This window comes from Serratia sp. NA_112.1 (assembly GCF_052691715.1).
The window spans coordinates 118578-134906 of sequence record NZ_JBQZFO010000002.1; the positions used below are offsets into that span (position 1 = coordinate 118578).

Sequence of the window (16329 nt, forward strand, 5' to 3'; positions counted from 1 at the left end):
TTAATGCGCTTTATCTTCACGAATAGAAGCTTGCAGAGCTTCTGCAAACGATTTTGCCAATGTTTTCCGCTGCGCGGGAGTCACACTGGTATTGATCAGATTAGTTACCATGTTGCCCAGCACCATCAAAGAAAGATCGGTGGGAGTATGGTGTTTTTCCAGAACATTAACCAGCTCGGAGAGCAGCTGTTCAACGTGTTCGTCACTGTAACGGGATGATTGTGGCATAAAAATTGCGCTCAAAGCCTGACAAAGTCCCATATCTTACCGTATAGGACAGTGATTTTCCGCTCTTTTATCGATTCCCTTTCTCTTTCAAACCGCAGCGTAGCGGGTTGCACTTGCGGCTCCCGGCACGTTGCCTGAAATCCATCGGTTCTGCCAGCTATTTACCTATTGTATGGGCGCTGGAAATTTATAGATTTCTGGTGATGTAAGCACAGCTTTAAAGTTGCAGGCTGGGGCCTTCAGTGATTGAATACGCGCTCAAAGAACAGGAGGATTTACCATGAGTCTGGATATCGACCAGATCGCTCTGCACCAGTTGGTCAAACGCGATGAGCAAACCTTGGACGTGGTGCTGCGCGATTCACTACTGCCCACCAATGCTGCGGTGGAAGAGATGATGGAAGAGCTGCATCGTGTCTATAGTGCCAAGAGTAAGGCTTACGGCCTGTTCAATGAAGGCAGTGAGCTGGCTGAAGCGTTGCGTACCTGCCGTAAGGAAGATAAGGACTTTTTGGCCTTCAGCCGTGCGGCGACCGGTCGCCTGCGCGATGAGCTGGCCAAGTATCCCTTTGCTGAAGGCGGCGTGGTGCTGTTTGGTCAGTACCGCTACCTGGCGGTGGAGTATTTGCTGATTGCGGTGCTCAATAGCCGCAACAGTTCGCGCGTTAACGAAGAGCTGGATATCAATACCACCCATTATCTGGATATCAACCACGCCGATATCGTGGCGCGTATCGACCTGACTGAGTGGGAAACCAATCCGGAGTCGACCCGTTACCTGACTTTCCTAAAAGGGCGAGTGGGCCGCAAGGTTTCCGATTTCTTTATGGACTTCCTGGCGGCGGCCGAAGGGCTGGATACCAAGGCGCAAAACCGGGGCTTGCTGCAGGCGGTTGACGATTACTGCGCCGATGCCCAACTGGACAAGAATGAGCGCCAGTCGGTACGCCAGCAGGTTTACAGCTATTGCAACGAACAGCTGCAGGCCGGCGAGGAAATTGAACTGCAGGAGTTGTCGAAAGAGCTCGCGCCCGTGGGCGAGAAAGATTTTCTGCAGTTTTCCAGCGAGCAGGGTTATCAACTGGAAGACAGCTTCCCGGCCGATCGTGGCACGCTGCGTCAGTTGACCAAATTTGCCGGCAGCGGCGGTGGCATCAGCATGAATTTTGATGCGATGCTGCTGGGGGAGCGAATTTTCTGGGATGCGGCTACCGATACGCTAACCATCAGAGGAACTCCGCCAAACCTGCGCGACCAGTTACAACGTCGTTTGAACAACGGCAATAAGTAATTTCACCTGATCGTAAACAATAAAAAACGCCGCAATTGCGGCGTTTTCTACTTCGGCGTCCCGAAAGGTTCGATTTCGTTGCGATTAAACGCGACGGAAGTCGATGTGAGCCAGTTTCGGCTTGAACGGGTGACGCTGTACAGCCTGAACTTTCACTTTGGTTTCTTTACCGTCGATAACCAGAGTTACTGCTTCGCTGTAGAATTCTGGTTTGGTTTCCATGTTCTTAACAGAATCATGGTCCAGTTCGATGGAAACTGGAGCTTCTTCGCCACCGTAAACGATAGCTGGGAATTTGTTGGCAACACGCAGGCGGCGGCTCGCACCCTTACCCTGGTCTTTACGTACTTCTACATTGATAGTGAACATTGTTTTTTCTCTAAAAAGAAAATTTACCCTGCTACAGGCGACCCAGTAGCAAGTTCGATTTACCCGTCGCCTTTCAAGTCACAGCTTGAAATTCGTAGGATATAACCTGCTTTAGCACCGGGCGAACCCAGGCAAAGCGGGCGGCAGTTTAACGGAAAGCTGTCCGCAGGGCAATGGAAACCTGCCTGATTTGCCGGCTGTCAGGATCAAGACAGTTCGTTGGCACGGCGGAAGCGGCCTTGATAATCGAACACTTTTTCCCGTATCTGCCAGAACTGCCCACGTTTGCGTGCCACCACAAAATCCGGATGGCGTAAGGCCGCTTGCTGGGCCAGCACGTCGGCAGCGGTTTGCCAGGCAAAAGGTACCCCTGGAGCACGTTGATGTGGGCGCAGGAACAGCATTTCGAAGGCTTTGCGCTGTGCTGGGGTCTGTAGCCGGAAACGCTCACTGGTGCTGGCGCTGTCTTCGTCGTAATAGGTAGCTTTCAGCCACTCGCCTTTTTCATCACGGCCGCTTTGCAGTTCCATGCCGCCACAGCGCAATACCAAAGCATCTTTCAACTTCAGCGCTGCTTTCAGCATATCGTCAGGATCGACCAACACCTCCTGACACTGGTGGCAGCGGCGGGCGGCAATGTCATTCTCAGCGCCGCAATGCGGACAAATCTTGAAACGGAAGCGGTAATCGCACTGCTCGCGATGGCCTTCATCATCCTCCAGCCAGCCCTGGCAGCGGCGACCGTAGTGTTCAATGATATCGCCATTCTCGGTGCACTTGCCCCAAAACAGGTTGGCAAAGCCGCAGCCGGGGCAGAATACCTGTACCGGCTGACTGTCGCTGTGTGGCTTGCTGACCCCGACCTCTGGGGTAAACAGGTCGTGCGGGTTACCGGCGTAGTCGAGGATCAGGCAATCTTCCTTGCCGGGGGCCAACCGCAGCCCACGTCCGACGATTTGCTGATACAGGCTGACGGATTCGGTTGGGCGCAGAATGGCGATCAGATCGACATGCGGCGCATCAAAGCCGGTGGTCAGTACCGCCACGTTGACCAAGTAGCGCAATTGCTGTTTTTTGAAAGCCTCAATCAGCGCATCACGCTCGCTGGCCGGCGTTTCGGCGCTGACCAGCGCGGCTTCTCCGGGCGGCAGCAGGCCGTGGATCTCTCGCGCATGCTCAACGGTGGAGGCGAAAATCATCACTCCCTTACGCGTTTCAGCATATTCAACGATCTGGCTGATGATGTGCGGCGTAATGCGGTTTTGCTGTTTCAGCTCACGGTTCAGATCGACCTCACTGAACAGACCGTTGCTTCTGGCCTCCAGGCGGCTGAAGTCATACTGAACAATCGGCATATCCAGCCTTTCCGGTGGCACCAGAAAGCCGTTTTTGATCATGTAGCGCAGCGGCAGTTCATAAATGCAGTCGCGGAACAGACTGTTGGCATCGCCACGGGTAAAACCGTGATAGTGATACTGATAAATCCAGCCTTTGCCCAGTCGGTAGGGCGTGGCGGTCAGGCCCAGCAGCCGCAGCTGTGGATTGGTTTTTTGCAGATGCTGAATAATCTGCTGGTACTGGCTATCGTCATCGTCGCTGATGCGATGGCATTCGTCGATAATCAACAGCGAAAATGCACCGTCAAACAGGGGCAGGTTACGCGCCACAGATTGTACGCTGCCGAATACCACCTTGCCGGCGCTGTCTTTTTGCTGCAGCCCGGCGGCAAAGATATCGGCTTCCAGCCCGTAGGCGCGGTATTTGGCGTGGTTCTGTGCCACCAGTTCTTTCACATGGGCCAGCACCAATACCCGGCCACGCGCGCGCTTCGCCAGCTCGGCGATCACCAGGCTTTTACCGGCCCCGGTCGGCAGCACGATCAGCGCCGGTTGTGGGTGCTGACGAAAATGTTTGATAGTGGCTTCGACCGCTTCCAGTTGGTAGGGGCGTAGAGTAAAGGCCATAAATTAACGCCGTGGGTTGAGAAGGGCCACAGGGAACAGGTTTTGTAACATCTGAGCCCACAAAAACCGTGACATTTTACTCCCCTGATGGCTAAAAAATTTCTATTATTATGCCTTCTGAGCGCCGATGGTGCGAGAAGCGTGAAAATTACCTCTGTCAGGGGGCCGTTTCCACCGCTATACTTGCGTAACAGTAATCGCTGTTTCCCCCTCTTCGAACCTGCCCTGTTGCACCTGGTGCAACGGTGGGTGTCATATTTTAGCAATACGATCAATGCGATCATAACAACGACAGGCAAAGCAGATTCAATGCGACTGGACAAGTTTTTATCTCAGCAGTTAGGTGTTAGCCGTGCGCTGGTAGCGCGTGAACTTCGGGCAAAACGCGTCACCGTAGACGGTGAAGTGGTGAAGAGCGGGGCTCTGAAACTGACTCCGGAGCAGGAGGTGACGTTTGACGGCAACCCACTGCAACGCCAAAACGGCCCGCGCTATTTTATGCTTAACAAACCGCAGGGTTACGTTTGCTCCACGGATGATCCCGATCATCCTACGGTGCTGTATTTCCTCGATGAGCCGGTGGCCTACAAGCTGCACGCCGCCGGTCGCCTGGATATCGATACCACCGGCCTGGTGCTGATGACCGACGACGGCCAATGGTCGCACCGCATCACCTCACCCAAGCATCACTGTGAGAAAACCTATCTGGTGACACTGGAGCATCCGCTGGCGGAAGATACCGTGCAGCAATTTGCCGAAGGTGTGCAATTGCATAACGAAAAAGATCTGACCCGACCTGCGCAACTGGAAAAAATTGAAGACAAGCTGGTGCGCCTGACCATCAGCGAAGGGCGTTATCACCAGGTGAAACGCATGTTCGCGGCGGTCGGCAACCGGGTTCTCGAACTGCATCGCGAACGTATTGGTGCCATCGTGATGGATGAGGATCTGGCAGAGGGCGAATACCGTCCGCTGACGGAAGAAGAAATCGCCAGCGTCGGTGCCCCGCATCTGCAAGATTAATTCATTACAAGACTACGGCTGATGAAGGAGTCGTCGAACGTGTTACAGAACCGGTCATCTCACCTCGGTTTGATTTTTATTCTGGGCCTGCTTTCCATGCTGATGCCGCTGGCTATCGACATGTACCTGCCCAGTATGCCGGTGATTGCCAAACAGTTCGGCGTCGAGTCGGGCAGCGTGCAGATGACGCTCAGCGCCTATATGCTCGGCTTTGCCCTGGGGCAGTTGTTCTACGGACCGATGTCGGACAGTATTGGCCGCAAGCCGGTGATCCTGTGGGGAACGCTGATCTTCGCGATTGCCGGTGGTGCCTGTGCGATGGCTCAGTCGATTGATCAATTGATCAATCTGCGTTTCCTGCATGGGCTGTCGGCGGCGGCGGCCAGCGTAGTGATTAACGCTCTGATGCGCGATATGTTCACCAAGGACGAGTTCTCGCGCATGATGTCGTTTGTCATCCTGGTGATGACCATTGCCCCCTTGCTGGCACCGATGATTGGTGGCGCGCTGCTGCTGTGGTTCAGTTGGCATGCGATTTTCTGGACCATGGGCGCCGCGGCGCTGATCGGTTCATTGCTGGTGGCGTTTTTTATTAAAGAGACGCTGCCGAAAGAGCGGCGGCAAAAATTCCATCTGCGTACCACGCTGGGTAACTTCGCCTCCTTGTTCCGCCATAAGCGCGTGCTGAGCTATATGCTGGCCAGCGCCTTCTCCTTCGCCGGTATGTTCTCGTTCCTCAGCGCCGGGCCGTTCGTGTATATCGAACTGAATCATGTTTCACCGCAGCACTTTGGTTACTATTTTGCGCTGAATATTGTTTTCCTGTTCCTGACCACGCTGGTTAACAGTCGTAATGTACGGCGGTTGGGTGCGATCAAAATGTTCCGTTTGGGGCTGTTTGTGCAGTTGGCGATGGGGCTGTGGTTACTGGCAGTGAGCGGTATTGGCCTGGGGTTCTGGGCGTTGGTGTTGGGCGTGGCGGTTTATCTGGGCTGTATCGCCATGATTTCCTCAAACGCCATGGCGGTGATCCTGGACGATTTCCCGCATATGGCAGGTACGGCATCCTCTCTGGCAGGTACCTTGCGCTTCAGCATCGGTGCGTTGGTGGGGGCGATACTGGCAATGGCGCCCGGCAAGAGTGCCTGGCCGATGGTTTCCTCAATGGCGCTGTGTAGCATTGTTGCGGTGTTGTTCTATTTGTATGCCAGTCGGCCACGACAAAAATCCTCGTCTGATACCCCCTAGTCTTTTCTTCCTGACCCAGGCTCAGCGTAATGTTGGGCCTGGGTGAAATATCCCCTTCGGCCCAAGCCTGCTCTGAAATCCAATGGCAATGAAGACTTTGTTGCTAAACATAAGTGCGCTAATTAAATCCCCCTGTGCTCTATCTGTATTCTTTTTGTTAAAAAAATGCTCTGTCTGCTCAGGCAGATAACCGGCATATCCGTTATTTTCCTGGACTAATACCGGTGAGTAATTTGTTTTAAGGCCATTTATAGTCAATGAGTTAGCTTGTTAGTCACCGTTGTGGTGTGAGGCTAAATGTTTCCTCAATGTAAAATTATGCCGAGCAATAAGTAACCGTATTGCAAGAAAAAAGAGTTGAGATCGCGGCGGGAAAGGGTTACATATAACGCAAAAATGCGAGCTGAGTCGCAAAATGCCGTGAAATGCCCCCGTAGGGCGTCATTAAAACTGCAGGACATCAGCGAGCGCAGGGAACGAGTTAACCATTTGTGGTGTTTTTTACATTTAAATAACATTCATAAGGGCAGAGTCGGGTGTCAACGGCTATAACTTAGTTACCCTGTCAGGTAAAAAGTGTTTCATTTTTCAAACTAGGGATTTCATGTGGAAAGTATCCAACTTTCGGTAGTGCATCGCTTGCCGCAAAGTTATCGTTGGCTATCAGGTTTTACCGGTGTCAAGGTTGAACCGATTCCGCTCAGCGGAATAGACGAAGATAACAACCTGATTGGTCTGAAACTGCTCAGCCATGAGGGTGCTGACGCCTGGCAGGTGATGCAACAGCTTAATCTTTCATTGCAGGAGATCCAGGTCGACTGCGCGATCGTAGAGTGGGAAGGGGAACCTTGCCTGTTTGTGCATCGCTGCGATGAAAGCGCCACCATGTGTCGGCTTAAAAACGTGGGTGCTGCTATTGCCGAGCCGATGAGCGCTCAATATCCTTTCTGAATCCCGTCGCTAATCCGCCAGCTGTAACAACTGCTGCGTATAAGCGGCGGCCGGTGAGTTAAAGATCGTCTGGCAGTCACCTTGTTCAACCACTTCCCCCTGTCGCAGCACAATCACCTGATGACACAGTGAACGCACCACCTGCAAATCATGGCTGATAAACAGATAGGCCAGCCGGTGGCGTTGTTGCAGTGATTTAAGCAGCGTCAGGATTTGTGCCTGTACCGATTTATCCAGTGACGAAGTAGGTTCATCGAGGATCAGCAACTGCGGTTGTAAAATCAGCGCACGTGCGATGGCGATGCGTTGGCGCTGACCGCCGGAAAACTCAGTGGGGTAACGGTGGCGCAGGGCGGGATCCAGCCCCACCTCCTGCAAGACTTCAATTACCCGCTGCTCTCGCTGCTCAGCGCTCAGTTTCTGGTGGACCTCCAGCCCCTCGGCGATGATTTGCAGCACATTGAGCCGGGGATTCAGCGCGGAGAAAGGATCCTGGAACACAATCTGCATCTGGCTGCGGTACGGCAGCATTTGCTTCATGCTGAACTGGTGCAACGGCTGGCCTTTAAACCACATCGAGCCTTTGGCGCTAAGCAAACGTAGTAACGCCAACCCGGTGGTGCTCTTACCTGAGCCGGACTCGCCCACCAACCCGACGCTTTCCCCGGCCTTTAGCTCAAAGCTCAAATCTTTCAGCGCATAATGCTGACCCAGGGTGCGGCGCAGTAAACCGCGCTTGATTGGAAAACTGACCTGGAGGTTTTCCACTTTCAGTAACGGGGTGGCATCCGCCGGCAGCGCCAGCGGATCGCCCAGGTTCTCTGCCGCCAGTAATTGTTGGGTATAGGGGTGCTGTGGCTGGCTAAACAGGCGGGCTCGGTTGTTTTGCTCAACGCATTGACCCTGGCGCATGACCGCTACGTTGTCCGCCAGACGGCGCACAATATTCAGGTTATGGGTGATAAACAGCAGTCCCATGCCCATTTCTTGCTTCAACTCTTTCAGCAACAACAGAATTTGCGCCTGAATGGTCACATCGAGCGCAGTGGTTGGCTCATCGGCAATCAGCAGCTTAGGCTGGGTTAACACCGCCATGGCGATCATCACCCGCTGGCGTTCGCCGCCGGAGAGTTGGTGTGGATAGTCTTTCAAACGGCCTTTGGCGTTGCGAATGCCAACCCGATCCAGACATTGAATAATCTCACTGCGTGCGACATCACGTCGCATACCGCGATGCAGCGCCAGCACTTCCGCCAGCTGTTTCTCGATGGTATGCAAGGGATTGAGCGACACCATCGGCTCCTGGAAAATCATCGAAATCTGGTTGCCGCGCACCTTGCGTAGTTCGGCCTCCGGGGCGTGCAGCAACGAATGGCCGTTGAACTGGATATCACCGCCGGTATAGACCACTGGTGGCGAAGGCAGCAGGCGCAGCACCGACAGCGCGGTGACGCTTTTGCCCGAGCCGGACTCCCCGACCAGTGCCAGCGTTTCTGCCTTTTCTATCTGTAGCGAAATGCCGTTGACCGCCTGATTGAGTTGGTCACCCTGGCGGAAAGCGACGCCGAGATCCTGAATTGAAAGCAAAGGAGTGCTAGCCATATCAATGCGCCTTGCTGGGGTCAAAAGCGTCGCGTACCGCTTCGCCAATAAAAATGAGTAAAGACAGCAACACGGCCAACACCAGGAACGCGGTGATGCCGAGCCACGGTGCCTGCAGGTTGTTTTTACCCTGCAGCAACAGTTCCCCGAGCGACGGAGAACCGATCGGCAGGCCAAAGCCCAGGAAATCGAGTGAGGTCAGGGTGGTGATGGAGCCGCACAGGATAAACGGCAAAAAGGTCAGCATCGCCACCATCGCATTGGGCAGCATATGCCGGTACATAATGACCCGGTCCTGCACCCCCATGGCGCGCGCGGCGCGAATGTAGTCGTAGTTACGGGTGCGCAGGAACTCGGCGCGCACCACGCCCACTAGGCTCATCCAGCCAAACAAAATGGTGATGCCGAGCAGCCACCAGAAATTGGGTTGTACGATACTCGACAGCAGAATAATTAAAAACAGCGTCGGCATGCCAGACCACACTTCAATAAAGCGCTGACCCCATAAATCCACACGTCCGCCATAGTAGCCCTGTATGGCACCGACACAGACGCCAATCACGCTGGAAAACAGCGTCAGTGTCAGCCCGAACAGCAGCGAAATACGAAAGCCATACAGCACGCGGGCCAGCACGTCGCTGCCGTTACTGTCAGTACCCAACAGGTTTTGGCGCGAGGGGGCCGAAGGGAAGGGTACCTCGGTGGCAAAGTTGATGGTGTCGTAACTGAAGCGAATCGGTGGCCAAACTACCCAGCCGTGGCTGTCGATCTGTTTTTTGACGAACGGATCCTGATAGTCGGTGGCGGTATTGAGCTCACCGCCGAAGGTGGTCTCGCTGTAGTCGATAATAAACGGCAGGTACAGGTTACCCTGGTAACGCACCAGCAGCGGCCGGTCGTTGGCGATCAGGTTGGCCCCCAGGCTGAGGATAAACAGCACCAGAAAAATCCACAGTGACCAATAGCCACGGCGGTTGCTGCAAAAACGTGCCCAACGTGCCTGATTGATCGGGCTTAAGCGACTCATTGGCGGGCCTCGAAATCAATGCGTGGATCGACCAGGGTATAGGTGATATCGCTAAGGATATTCAACAGCAGGCCAATCAGGGTGAAGATATACAGCGTGCCGAACATCACCGGGTAATCGCGCTGCAGGGTGGCGTCATAGCCCAGCAACCCCAGCCCGTTGAGCGAGAACATCACCTCGATCAGCAATGAGCCGGTGAAAAACATGCTGACAAAGGTCGCTGGGAAGCCAGCGATCACCAGCAGCATGGCGTTGCGGAACACGTGGCGGTAAAGGATCTTGTTTTCGTCCAGCCCTTTGGCACGTGCGGTGACCACATATTGTTTGCGGATCTCATCGAGGAAGGAGTTTTTGGTCAGCATGGTCAGGGTGGCGAAGCCACCAATCACCGTCGCCAGCACCGGCAGCGTGATATGCCACAGGTAATCGGTGATTTTGCCATACCATGGCAGGGTATCGAAATTGCTGGAAACCAGACCGCGCAACGGGAACCAGTCCAGGTAGCTGCCACCGGCGAACAGCACGATCATCAAAATCGCGAACAGGAAGGCCGGAATGGCATAGCCGATGATAATCAGAGTGCTGCTCCAGGTATCGAAGGCGCTGCCGTTATGCACGGCTTTACGGATCCCCAGCGGGATCGACACCAGGTAGATAATCAGCGTGCTCCATAGCCCCAGCGTGACTGATACCGGCAGACTATGACCTACCAGTTGCATCACCGATGCGCCACGGAACAGGCTGTCACCGAAGTCGAGACGCATGTAGTTCCACAACATGGTGAAATAGCGCTCATGCAGCGGTTTGTCGAAGCCGTAGCGTTTGGTGATCTCGGCGATCACCTCAGGATCCAGCCCGCGTGAGCCACGGTACTGGCTATCTGTCGCACTGCCGACACCAATACGTGCGTGCCCCAGGCCTTCACCTGCGCCGCCACCGCCGAAGCCGCTGCCCTGGCCCATTTCGATAGTGGCAATCGCCTGGTCGACTGGGCCACCGGGAGCGATCTGCACGATAAAAAAGTTAATGGTGATGATCGCCCACAGGGTGGGGATAATCAGCAACAGTCTGCGAATCAAATAAGCCGCCATCGCAAACCCCTTATTGTTGTTGAGCCGGCAAACGCGCCGCTTTGTTGACGTCAAACCACCAGTTATCGAAACCAATAACGTAGGCCGGACGAATCGACGGCGTAGAGAATTTGTCCCAGTAGGCATAGCGGTCGTGGTTGGAATACCACATAGGCAACATATACCGGTTCCAGGTCAATACCCGATCCAGCGCGCGGCCCAGCGGCAGCAAGGCTTTTTCGTCTCCCTGATGCGCGGCGATCTGCCTGACCAGGCTATCGACTGCTGGATCGGTGACGCCGGGAGTATTCCAGCTGGAATTAATGTATCTGGAGTCCCAGAGCGTCTCAAGGCTTGAGCCAGGGAAAGGCATTGCCATATAAACCGTCGGCATCATATCGAAATCGCCGTCGCGCATGCGCTTGGTGAATTGGGATATGTCGATTTCACGGATCTGCATATCAATGCCCAGCCGTTTCAGGTTGTGCTGAAACGGCAAGACATACTGGAAATTGCTGCCGCTCAACAACATCAGTTCAAAGCTGAATGGCTGGCCGGTTTTACTATTTACCAACTTTTGATTTTTGACTTCCCAGCCGGCCTGTTTCAGCAACTGAGTCGCTTTCAGCAGGTTTTGCCGATCGTTACCGCTGCCGTCAGAGGACGGTGGCTGGTAGATACTGGTGAATACCTCCGCCGGTACCTTGCCCTTAAGTGGGCCCAGCAGCGCCAGTTCGGCCGCATCCGGGTAGCCGCTGGCCGCGTAGGGGGTGTTCTGGAAATAGCTATTGGTTCGTTGGTAGGCGTTGTAATACAGCGCCTTATTCATCCAGTCGAAATCGAAAGCCAGCGTGAGCGCTTCGCGCACCCGAGGATCGGCGAACAGAGGGCGCCGCATATTGAAGGCCATCCAGCGGGTGTTTTGCGCCGACTGATTGGTTTCATCCTGTTTGATGATGTAATTGCGGGTGAAATTGCCGCCCTGGTACTGAGTCGCCCAACTTTTTGGCGAACCTTCGATGCGGAAGTCATAGGCACCGGCCTTGAAGGCCTCCAGTGCGACTTTGTCGTCCAGATAGTAGTCGTAGCGGATGCTGTCGAAGTTAAAGCGGCCGCGGTTGACCGGCAGGTTGGCGGCCCAATAGTCGCGTACCCGTTGAAAGGTAATGTATTGGCCGAGTCGATAACTGGCGATCTTATAGGGACCACTGCTCAGCGGCGGGGCGCTCAGCGGCTCGTTCAGCTTGTGATCTTTCCAGAAGCTCTGCGGCAAAATGGGCAGGCTGAACAGTCCGAGCAACTTGTCTTTATCCGGTTGTGGAAATTCAATGCGCACCGTCAGGCGTGAGATGGCCTTGACCGATATGCCCTTATACACCACGCGAAACTGCGGTACGCCTTCGGTCATAAACTTGGTAAAGGTAAAGGCCACGTCTGCGGCGGTGATGGGCGTGCCATCGTGGAAGCGGGCGCGAGCGTTAATATCCACTTCTACCCAGCGCATATCGGCCGGGAAGCGGGCAGATTCGGCAATCAGTGGATAGTAGCTGCCGATTTCATCGTCTGAGGTGGTGAACAGGGTATCGTACAGCGCATCGGTACGCTCGCCGGGAACGCCACGTTGCGCATAGCGGTTAAAGTTGTCAAAGGTGCCAATAGCGGCCAGCCGCACGTCGCCGCCCTTGGGGGCCGCAGGGTTGACGTAGTCATAATGGCTGAAATCGGTGGCGTATTTCGGCTCACCGAGTTGGGCGAAAGCGTAACTTTCATTGAGGGTTTCGGCCTGCAGGCCAAAACTCAGTGCCGAGAGCACCAGGGCAGCAAAAACGCGCACGGACATCTTGACGGTAAGCTCCTGCTGTATAAGTCGATTAAATCTGGGCCAGCATAGCATTTACTGCCGCGCCGCAGAGTAAAGAAGTTAAAATATCAGTCCTTTAGCGCCTGATAGTCCATGACGGTATGGGCGTTGCAGAAGGCGACAAAATTATCGATGCTCAGGGGCTTGCTGAAATAATACCCCTGCATAAAGTTAACGTCCTGTTCTTGCAAGAAGTGCAACTGCTCGGCGGTTTCCACCCCTTCTGCCACGGTTTGCATTTTCAGCTTCTTGGCCAGTGAAATGACGGCATCCAGTACCGGGGCGGTGACCGTATCCTGGCCGATGGAGTTGACGAAGCCGCGGTCGATTTTCAGATAGTCCATGCTAAAGCGTTCCAGATAGATCAGTGCGCTGTGTCCGGTGCCGAAATCATCGATGGCAATTTCAATGCCTTGCTGATGCAACCAGTCGAACTCAGCTGGTGCACTATCTTCTTCTACCATCCCGCGCTCGGTAATTTCAAACACCAACGTGAAGTAGTTGCCCGGCAACTGTGCCAGCAGTTCGTACACGTCGTGATGGAAGGACGGCGCGCTAAGATGGGAAGGGGAGATATTCAGGCCGAGTTTGGCACCCTGTGGCAAGACCGTTGCCAGCCTGGGGGCATCTTTGGCAATCAGACGGAACAGGTGGCGCGTCAGCGGTACGATCAAGCCTTCGCATTCGGCATAGGGAATAAACAGATCCGGAGGAATACGTCCTTCAATCGGGTGTTGCCAGCGGATCAGCGCTTCCAGCCCGCCGATGGTACCGGTTTTGGTATGAAATACCGGTTGATACTCGACAAAGAACTCGTTGCGTTTGATACCGCACATCAGTGCGCGTTCCGGGCTTTGGCGCAGCAACAGCATGTAGTAACACAGCACGCCGATCATTAAGGACAGCACCAGACTACCCAGCAGGGTTAGGCGGATATCGTTGGGTGTCAGTTTTTTGTTATAAAACATAATGATAATCGGGGTGCCGGCGATGGAAATGCGGTCGGCCTTTTCATCCGGCAATTGGTCGATCGGCATCAGATTCGGACTAAAGCTGGTCAGGGCGCGATCGCCAAGAATAATGGCGACTCCCTGGGTCTGATCGGTATTGGCGCCGAACATCTGTTGGGGCATCAGACCAATATCCAGGGTGGCCAATATGCCACTGTCTTCTTTGCCCGGTTTACGCAACCACACCGCGACTGCCGGTTTTCCGGGCACCAGTGGGGTGCCTTGCTGCAGTTTGAGATCCAGTGGCTGCTGTTGATTAATTCCCGGGTAAATATTCTTTAGTGCCAGCATCATGTTGCCGGTAGCGGAAGAACAATAGGCAAAGCCGTTTTTTACCAGCATAAAGGTGCGCACGCCGGAGTGAAATGCCGCCTGGTCGGTAATTTCGGGCTGGCTGGTTGCGCAGGAACGTTCGGTCAACGGCATCAACCGTTGCATGACTGCCGTCAGACTATTAAAGATATCGAGGGTAAATTTCTGCGTCCGCTGCTCTACCGCACGTTGATATTGTGTGCGCTGGTGGCTAATCAGGGAAAGGGTAATTGCCATAAACACAATAAAAAATACCAGGGCCACGATGCCACTTTTAGCCAGGCTACGTCGTCTGTGCGAGACGTGGCGCGCAAATGCCCTTTTCAAGCCCATAAACCTGCCCCCTGAACCCGGCGTATCAATTTGTTTTTGTTAGAGAGTGACTGGCTAATATATCGCAATGGCGGTGTTGTCGTCATTATTCATCGTTTATCTAATGGCTGATAATAGTTTAAATCCGGCATTATCGCTGTTTTCCCATTTGACGATAATAGGTTATTTTTTCATCGTCGGCGCAGTTTACTCCAATAATCTTGCGAAATATAAAGTGGCAATATTGAAAACACCGCGAGTTTATAATGGGGAGGCAGGAGGGGGCGGCGCAAAAAACGCTGCCCGGAGGCAGCGTTCTATCGTTCAGTTTGGTCTTCAGGACAATCAAGGTTGCACTGTCAGCTGCTGGTTAGCACCCGGCGGGCTTCGCGATAACGTTTATTCCAGTAGTTATCGCTCAGTTTCGATATCATCACGCCGCTGCTGGTAGAGGCATGAACGAATTGATCGTTACCCAAATAGATGCCGACGTGGCGTCCGGTAGAGCCGGCGCGGAACAGCACCAGATCGCCAGGACGCAGTTTGGTGCGCAAGATTTTCTTGCCAAGATCTTCCTGTTCGTAGGTAGAACGAGGTAAGTCCATGCCAAACTGTTCACGGAAGGTGCGCTGCACAAACGCCGAGCAATCGATGCCGCGCTTGGTTTCACCGCCTAAACGGTAGCGAACGCCTTTCCAGTCTGCATACTGATCCATAATTTTTGACTTAACGTCAACGTTACGAACCATTGCTTCGAATTCATCCTGAGAGGCTTGCAGTAAAAGACCATTTTTGTCATTAACTGCACGCATCTCAGTTTGTGCGTTATTCAAGTTCGAAGTGTGTGTCGAGCTACATGCGGAGAGCATTACCGCTGCGGCAATTGCAGGTACTACCCGCAAAAAATATCTCAGAAACGGTTGAGATTTGACCATTGTTATTGTTTTCCCTTGAAGTCCTTAACGACGTCAGTCGCTACCTGAAAAATGCCAAACGGAACGAGATTAATCTGCACCTGTTTTATCGACAATCAGATACCGCTGAAAATGTGCTGGAACGCACATTTTTAGTGGATTTGATGCTGAGTCGAGTTAAACAAGGCATAAACGCATCTGAGATTACCGTAACGGATTGGGGATTGCGAGCTTTTTTCCAACCTTTTATATATGAATTTGTGATGTAACATAATGTAAATCTTCATATAAAAAACGCTGATAGTCCGTTGTGTTGGTTTTGCGTGAAATTAGGTGACAGAAGTGTTAACACGGTGATGTGGAAATCAACAGCAAGCGGTGAGGAATTTATCAGGAGGCCAACGGCCTCCTGTCGGTCATAACCCACAGTTATGACTATGCGGGACGGTGCTTGCCGGGCAGCATACGGTTCAGACGCAGGATCAGCACATCACTGAGTGGGGTCATCAGGCACCAACTGGCACCGACCAGCACCACCGACAGCGAACCTACGGCGATATCCGTAAACCAGTGGGCGCCAATCATCACCCGCGGCAATGAAAACACCACCGTAATCAGCAGCGCGACGGCAAACGCGCGACGGTTAAAGTAGCGCAGCATAAAACAGGAGAAAATCATCAGCATCATGCCGTGATCGCCAGGAAAGCTGTCGCTGGAGGCATCTTTGGTCGGAATGCCGGTCAGTTCACTGACTCGGTTAACATTCTCAAAGCTCAGCGATGGGCTGGGATGCTTGACCGGAAGCAGGTGTCCAAGCTGGTTCAGCACCACGCCGGTCAGCAGCATGATAACGCCGGTTACCAGCAAACGACGACGGCCAGCAGCATCCTGTTGCAGATAAAAGCACAGGTACAGCAGCCCCATGGCAACCAGCGAAATCACGTCAAATGCACGGTTATTGGTAATGGCTACCAGATGTAGAAACGCGGGGTCAGTAGCCAGATGACGATTAAAAAAGAAGAAAATCGATGAATCCAGAGTAAACCAATAACCGTGGTTAACCGGCAGGTACCAGGACAGAAACAGCGCAATGCCCAGTAAATTGAAGAAGATGATGAAGGGTAAATTGCGGCGAGTCATGGCATAA

14 protein-coding genes are annotated in these 16329 nt (G+C 53.5%); 4 read left to right on the forward strand and 10 right to left on the reverse strand.

The genetic code is table 11. The annotated features are described in order from the left end of the window. Positions 1-228 (reverse strand): YejL family protein, encoded by a 228-nt coding sequence (locus ACUTQ5_RS04895; RefSeq protein ID WP_445650733.1) that lies wholly within the window; start codon positions 226-228, stop codon positions 1-3. Positions 229-508: 280 nt separating this feature from the next. Here ACUTQ5_RS04895 and yejK point away from each other — a divergent pair, with 280 nt between their 5' ends. Then, positions 509-1519, forward strand: coding sequence for a nucleoid-associated protein YejK (gene yejK, locus ACUTQ5_RS04900; RefSeq protein WP_445650319.1), 1011 nt, complete (start codon positions 509-511; stop codon positions 1517-1519). Between the two features lie 84 nt (positions 1520-1603). Here yejK and rplY read toward each other — a convergent pair whose 3' ends face one another. Together rplY and ACUTQ5_RS04910 are read right to left on the reverse strand one after the other, a co-directional pair. After that, on the reverse strand, positions 1604-1888 hold the full coding sequence (gene rplY / locus ACUTQ5_RS04905) for a 50S ribosomal protein L25 (protein WP_445650320.1): 285 nt from the start codon (positions 1886-1888) through the stop codon (positions 1604-1606). Positions 1889-2094: 206 nt separating this feature from the next. Then, positions 2095-3852: a DEAD/DEAH box helicase gene (locus tag ACUTQ5_RS04910; RefSeq protein ID WP_445650321.1), complete on the reverse strand. Its 1758-nt coding sequence runs from the start codon at positions 3850-3852 to the stop codon at positions 2095-2097. Between the two features lie 309 nt (positions 3853-4161). Here ACUTQ5_RS04910 and rsuA point away from each other — a divergent pair, with 309 nt between their 5' ends. The 3 genes from rsuA (at position 4162) to ACUTQ5_RS04925 (ending at position 7074) form a co-directional block, all read left to right on the forward strand. Beyond that, positions 4162-4875, forward strand: coding sequence for a 16S rRNA pseudouridine(516) synthase RsuA (gene rsuA / locus ACUTQ5_RS04915; RefSeq protein ID WP_445650322.1), 714 nt, complete (start codon positions 4162-4164; stop codon positions 4873-4875). A 39-nt stretch (positions 4876-4914) separates the two neighbouring features. Continuing rightward, positions 4915-6123, forward strand: a complete 1209-nt coding sequence (locus tag ACUTQ5_RS04920; RefSeq protein WP_445650323.1) for a Bcr/CflA family multidrug efflux MFS transporter — start codon at positions 4915-4917, stop codon at positions 6121-6123. Between the two features lie 606 nt (positions 6124-6729). After that, positions 6730-7074, forward strand: a complete 345-nt coding sequence (locus tag ACUTQ5_RS04925; protein ID WP_135317298.1) for a YejG family protein — start codon at positions 6730-6732, stop codon at positions 7072-7074. A gap of 9 nt (positions 7075-7083) precedes the next feature. Here ACUTQ5_RS04925 and yejF read toward each other — a convergent pair whose 3' ends face one another. From yejF to ACUTQ5_RS04960, 7 genes are all read right to left on the reverse strand, one after another. Then, positions 7084-8676, reverse strand: coding sequence for a microcin C ABC transporter ATP-binding protein YejF (gene yejF / locus ACUTQ5_RS04930; RefSeq protein ID WP_445650324.1), 1593 nt, complete (start codon positions 8674-8676; stop codon positions 7084-7086). Position 8677: 1 nt separating this feature from the next. Continuing rightward, positions 8678-9703: an ABC transporter permease gene (locus ACUTQ5_RS04935; RefSeq protein WP_445650325.1), complete on the reverse strand. Its 1026-nt coding sequence runs from the start codon at positions 9701-9703 to the stop codon at positions 8678-8680. Beyond that, complete coding sequence (locus ACUTQ5_RS04940) at positions 9700-10794, reverse strand: microcin C ABC transporter permease YejB (RefSeq protein WP_445650326.1); 1095 nt, start codon at positions 10792-10794, stop codon at positions 9700-9702. Before ACUTQ5_RS04940 ends, ACUTQ5_RS04935 begins: the two co-directional genes overlap by 4 nt. A 10-nt stretch (positions 10795-10804) precedes the next feature. Continuing rightward, on the reverse strand, positions 10805-12613 hold the full coding sequence (locus ACUTQ5_RS04945) for an extracellular solute-binding protein (RefSeq protein ID WP_445650327.1): 1809 nt from the start codon (positions 12611-12613) through the stop codon (positions 10805-10807). A gap of 89 nt (positions 12614-12702) precedes the next feature. Then, positions 12703-14289: a cyclic di-GMP phosphodiesterase gene (locus ACUTQ5_RS04950; protein WP_445650328.1), complete on the reverse strand. Its 1587-nt coding sequence runs from the start codon at positions 14287-14289 to the stop codon at positions 12703-12705. Positions 14290-14627: 338 nt separating this feature from the next. Beyond that, complete coding sequence (gene mepS / locus ACUTQ5_RS04955; protein ID WP_445650329.1) at positions 14628-15203, reverse strand: bifunctional murein DD-endopeptidase/murein LD-carboxypeptidase; 576 nt, start codon at positions 15201-15203, stop codon at positions 14628-14630. Positions 15204-15617: 414 nt separating this feature from the next. After that, a complete protein-coding gene (locus tag ACUTQ5_RS04960; protein WP_261094306.1) occupies positions 15618-16322 on the reverse strand; it encodes a phosphatase PAP2 family protein in 705 nt (234 codons plus the stop codon). Positions 16323-16329: the final 7 nt, after the last annotated feature.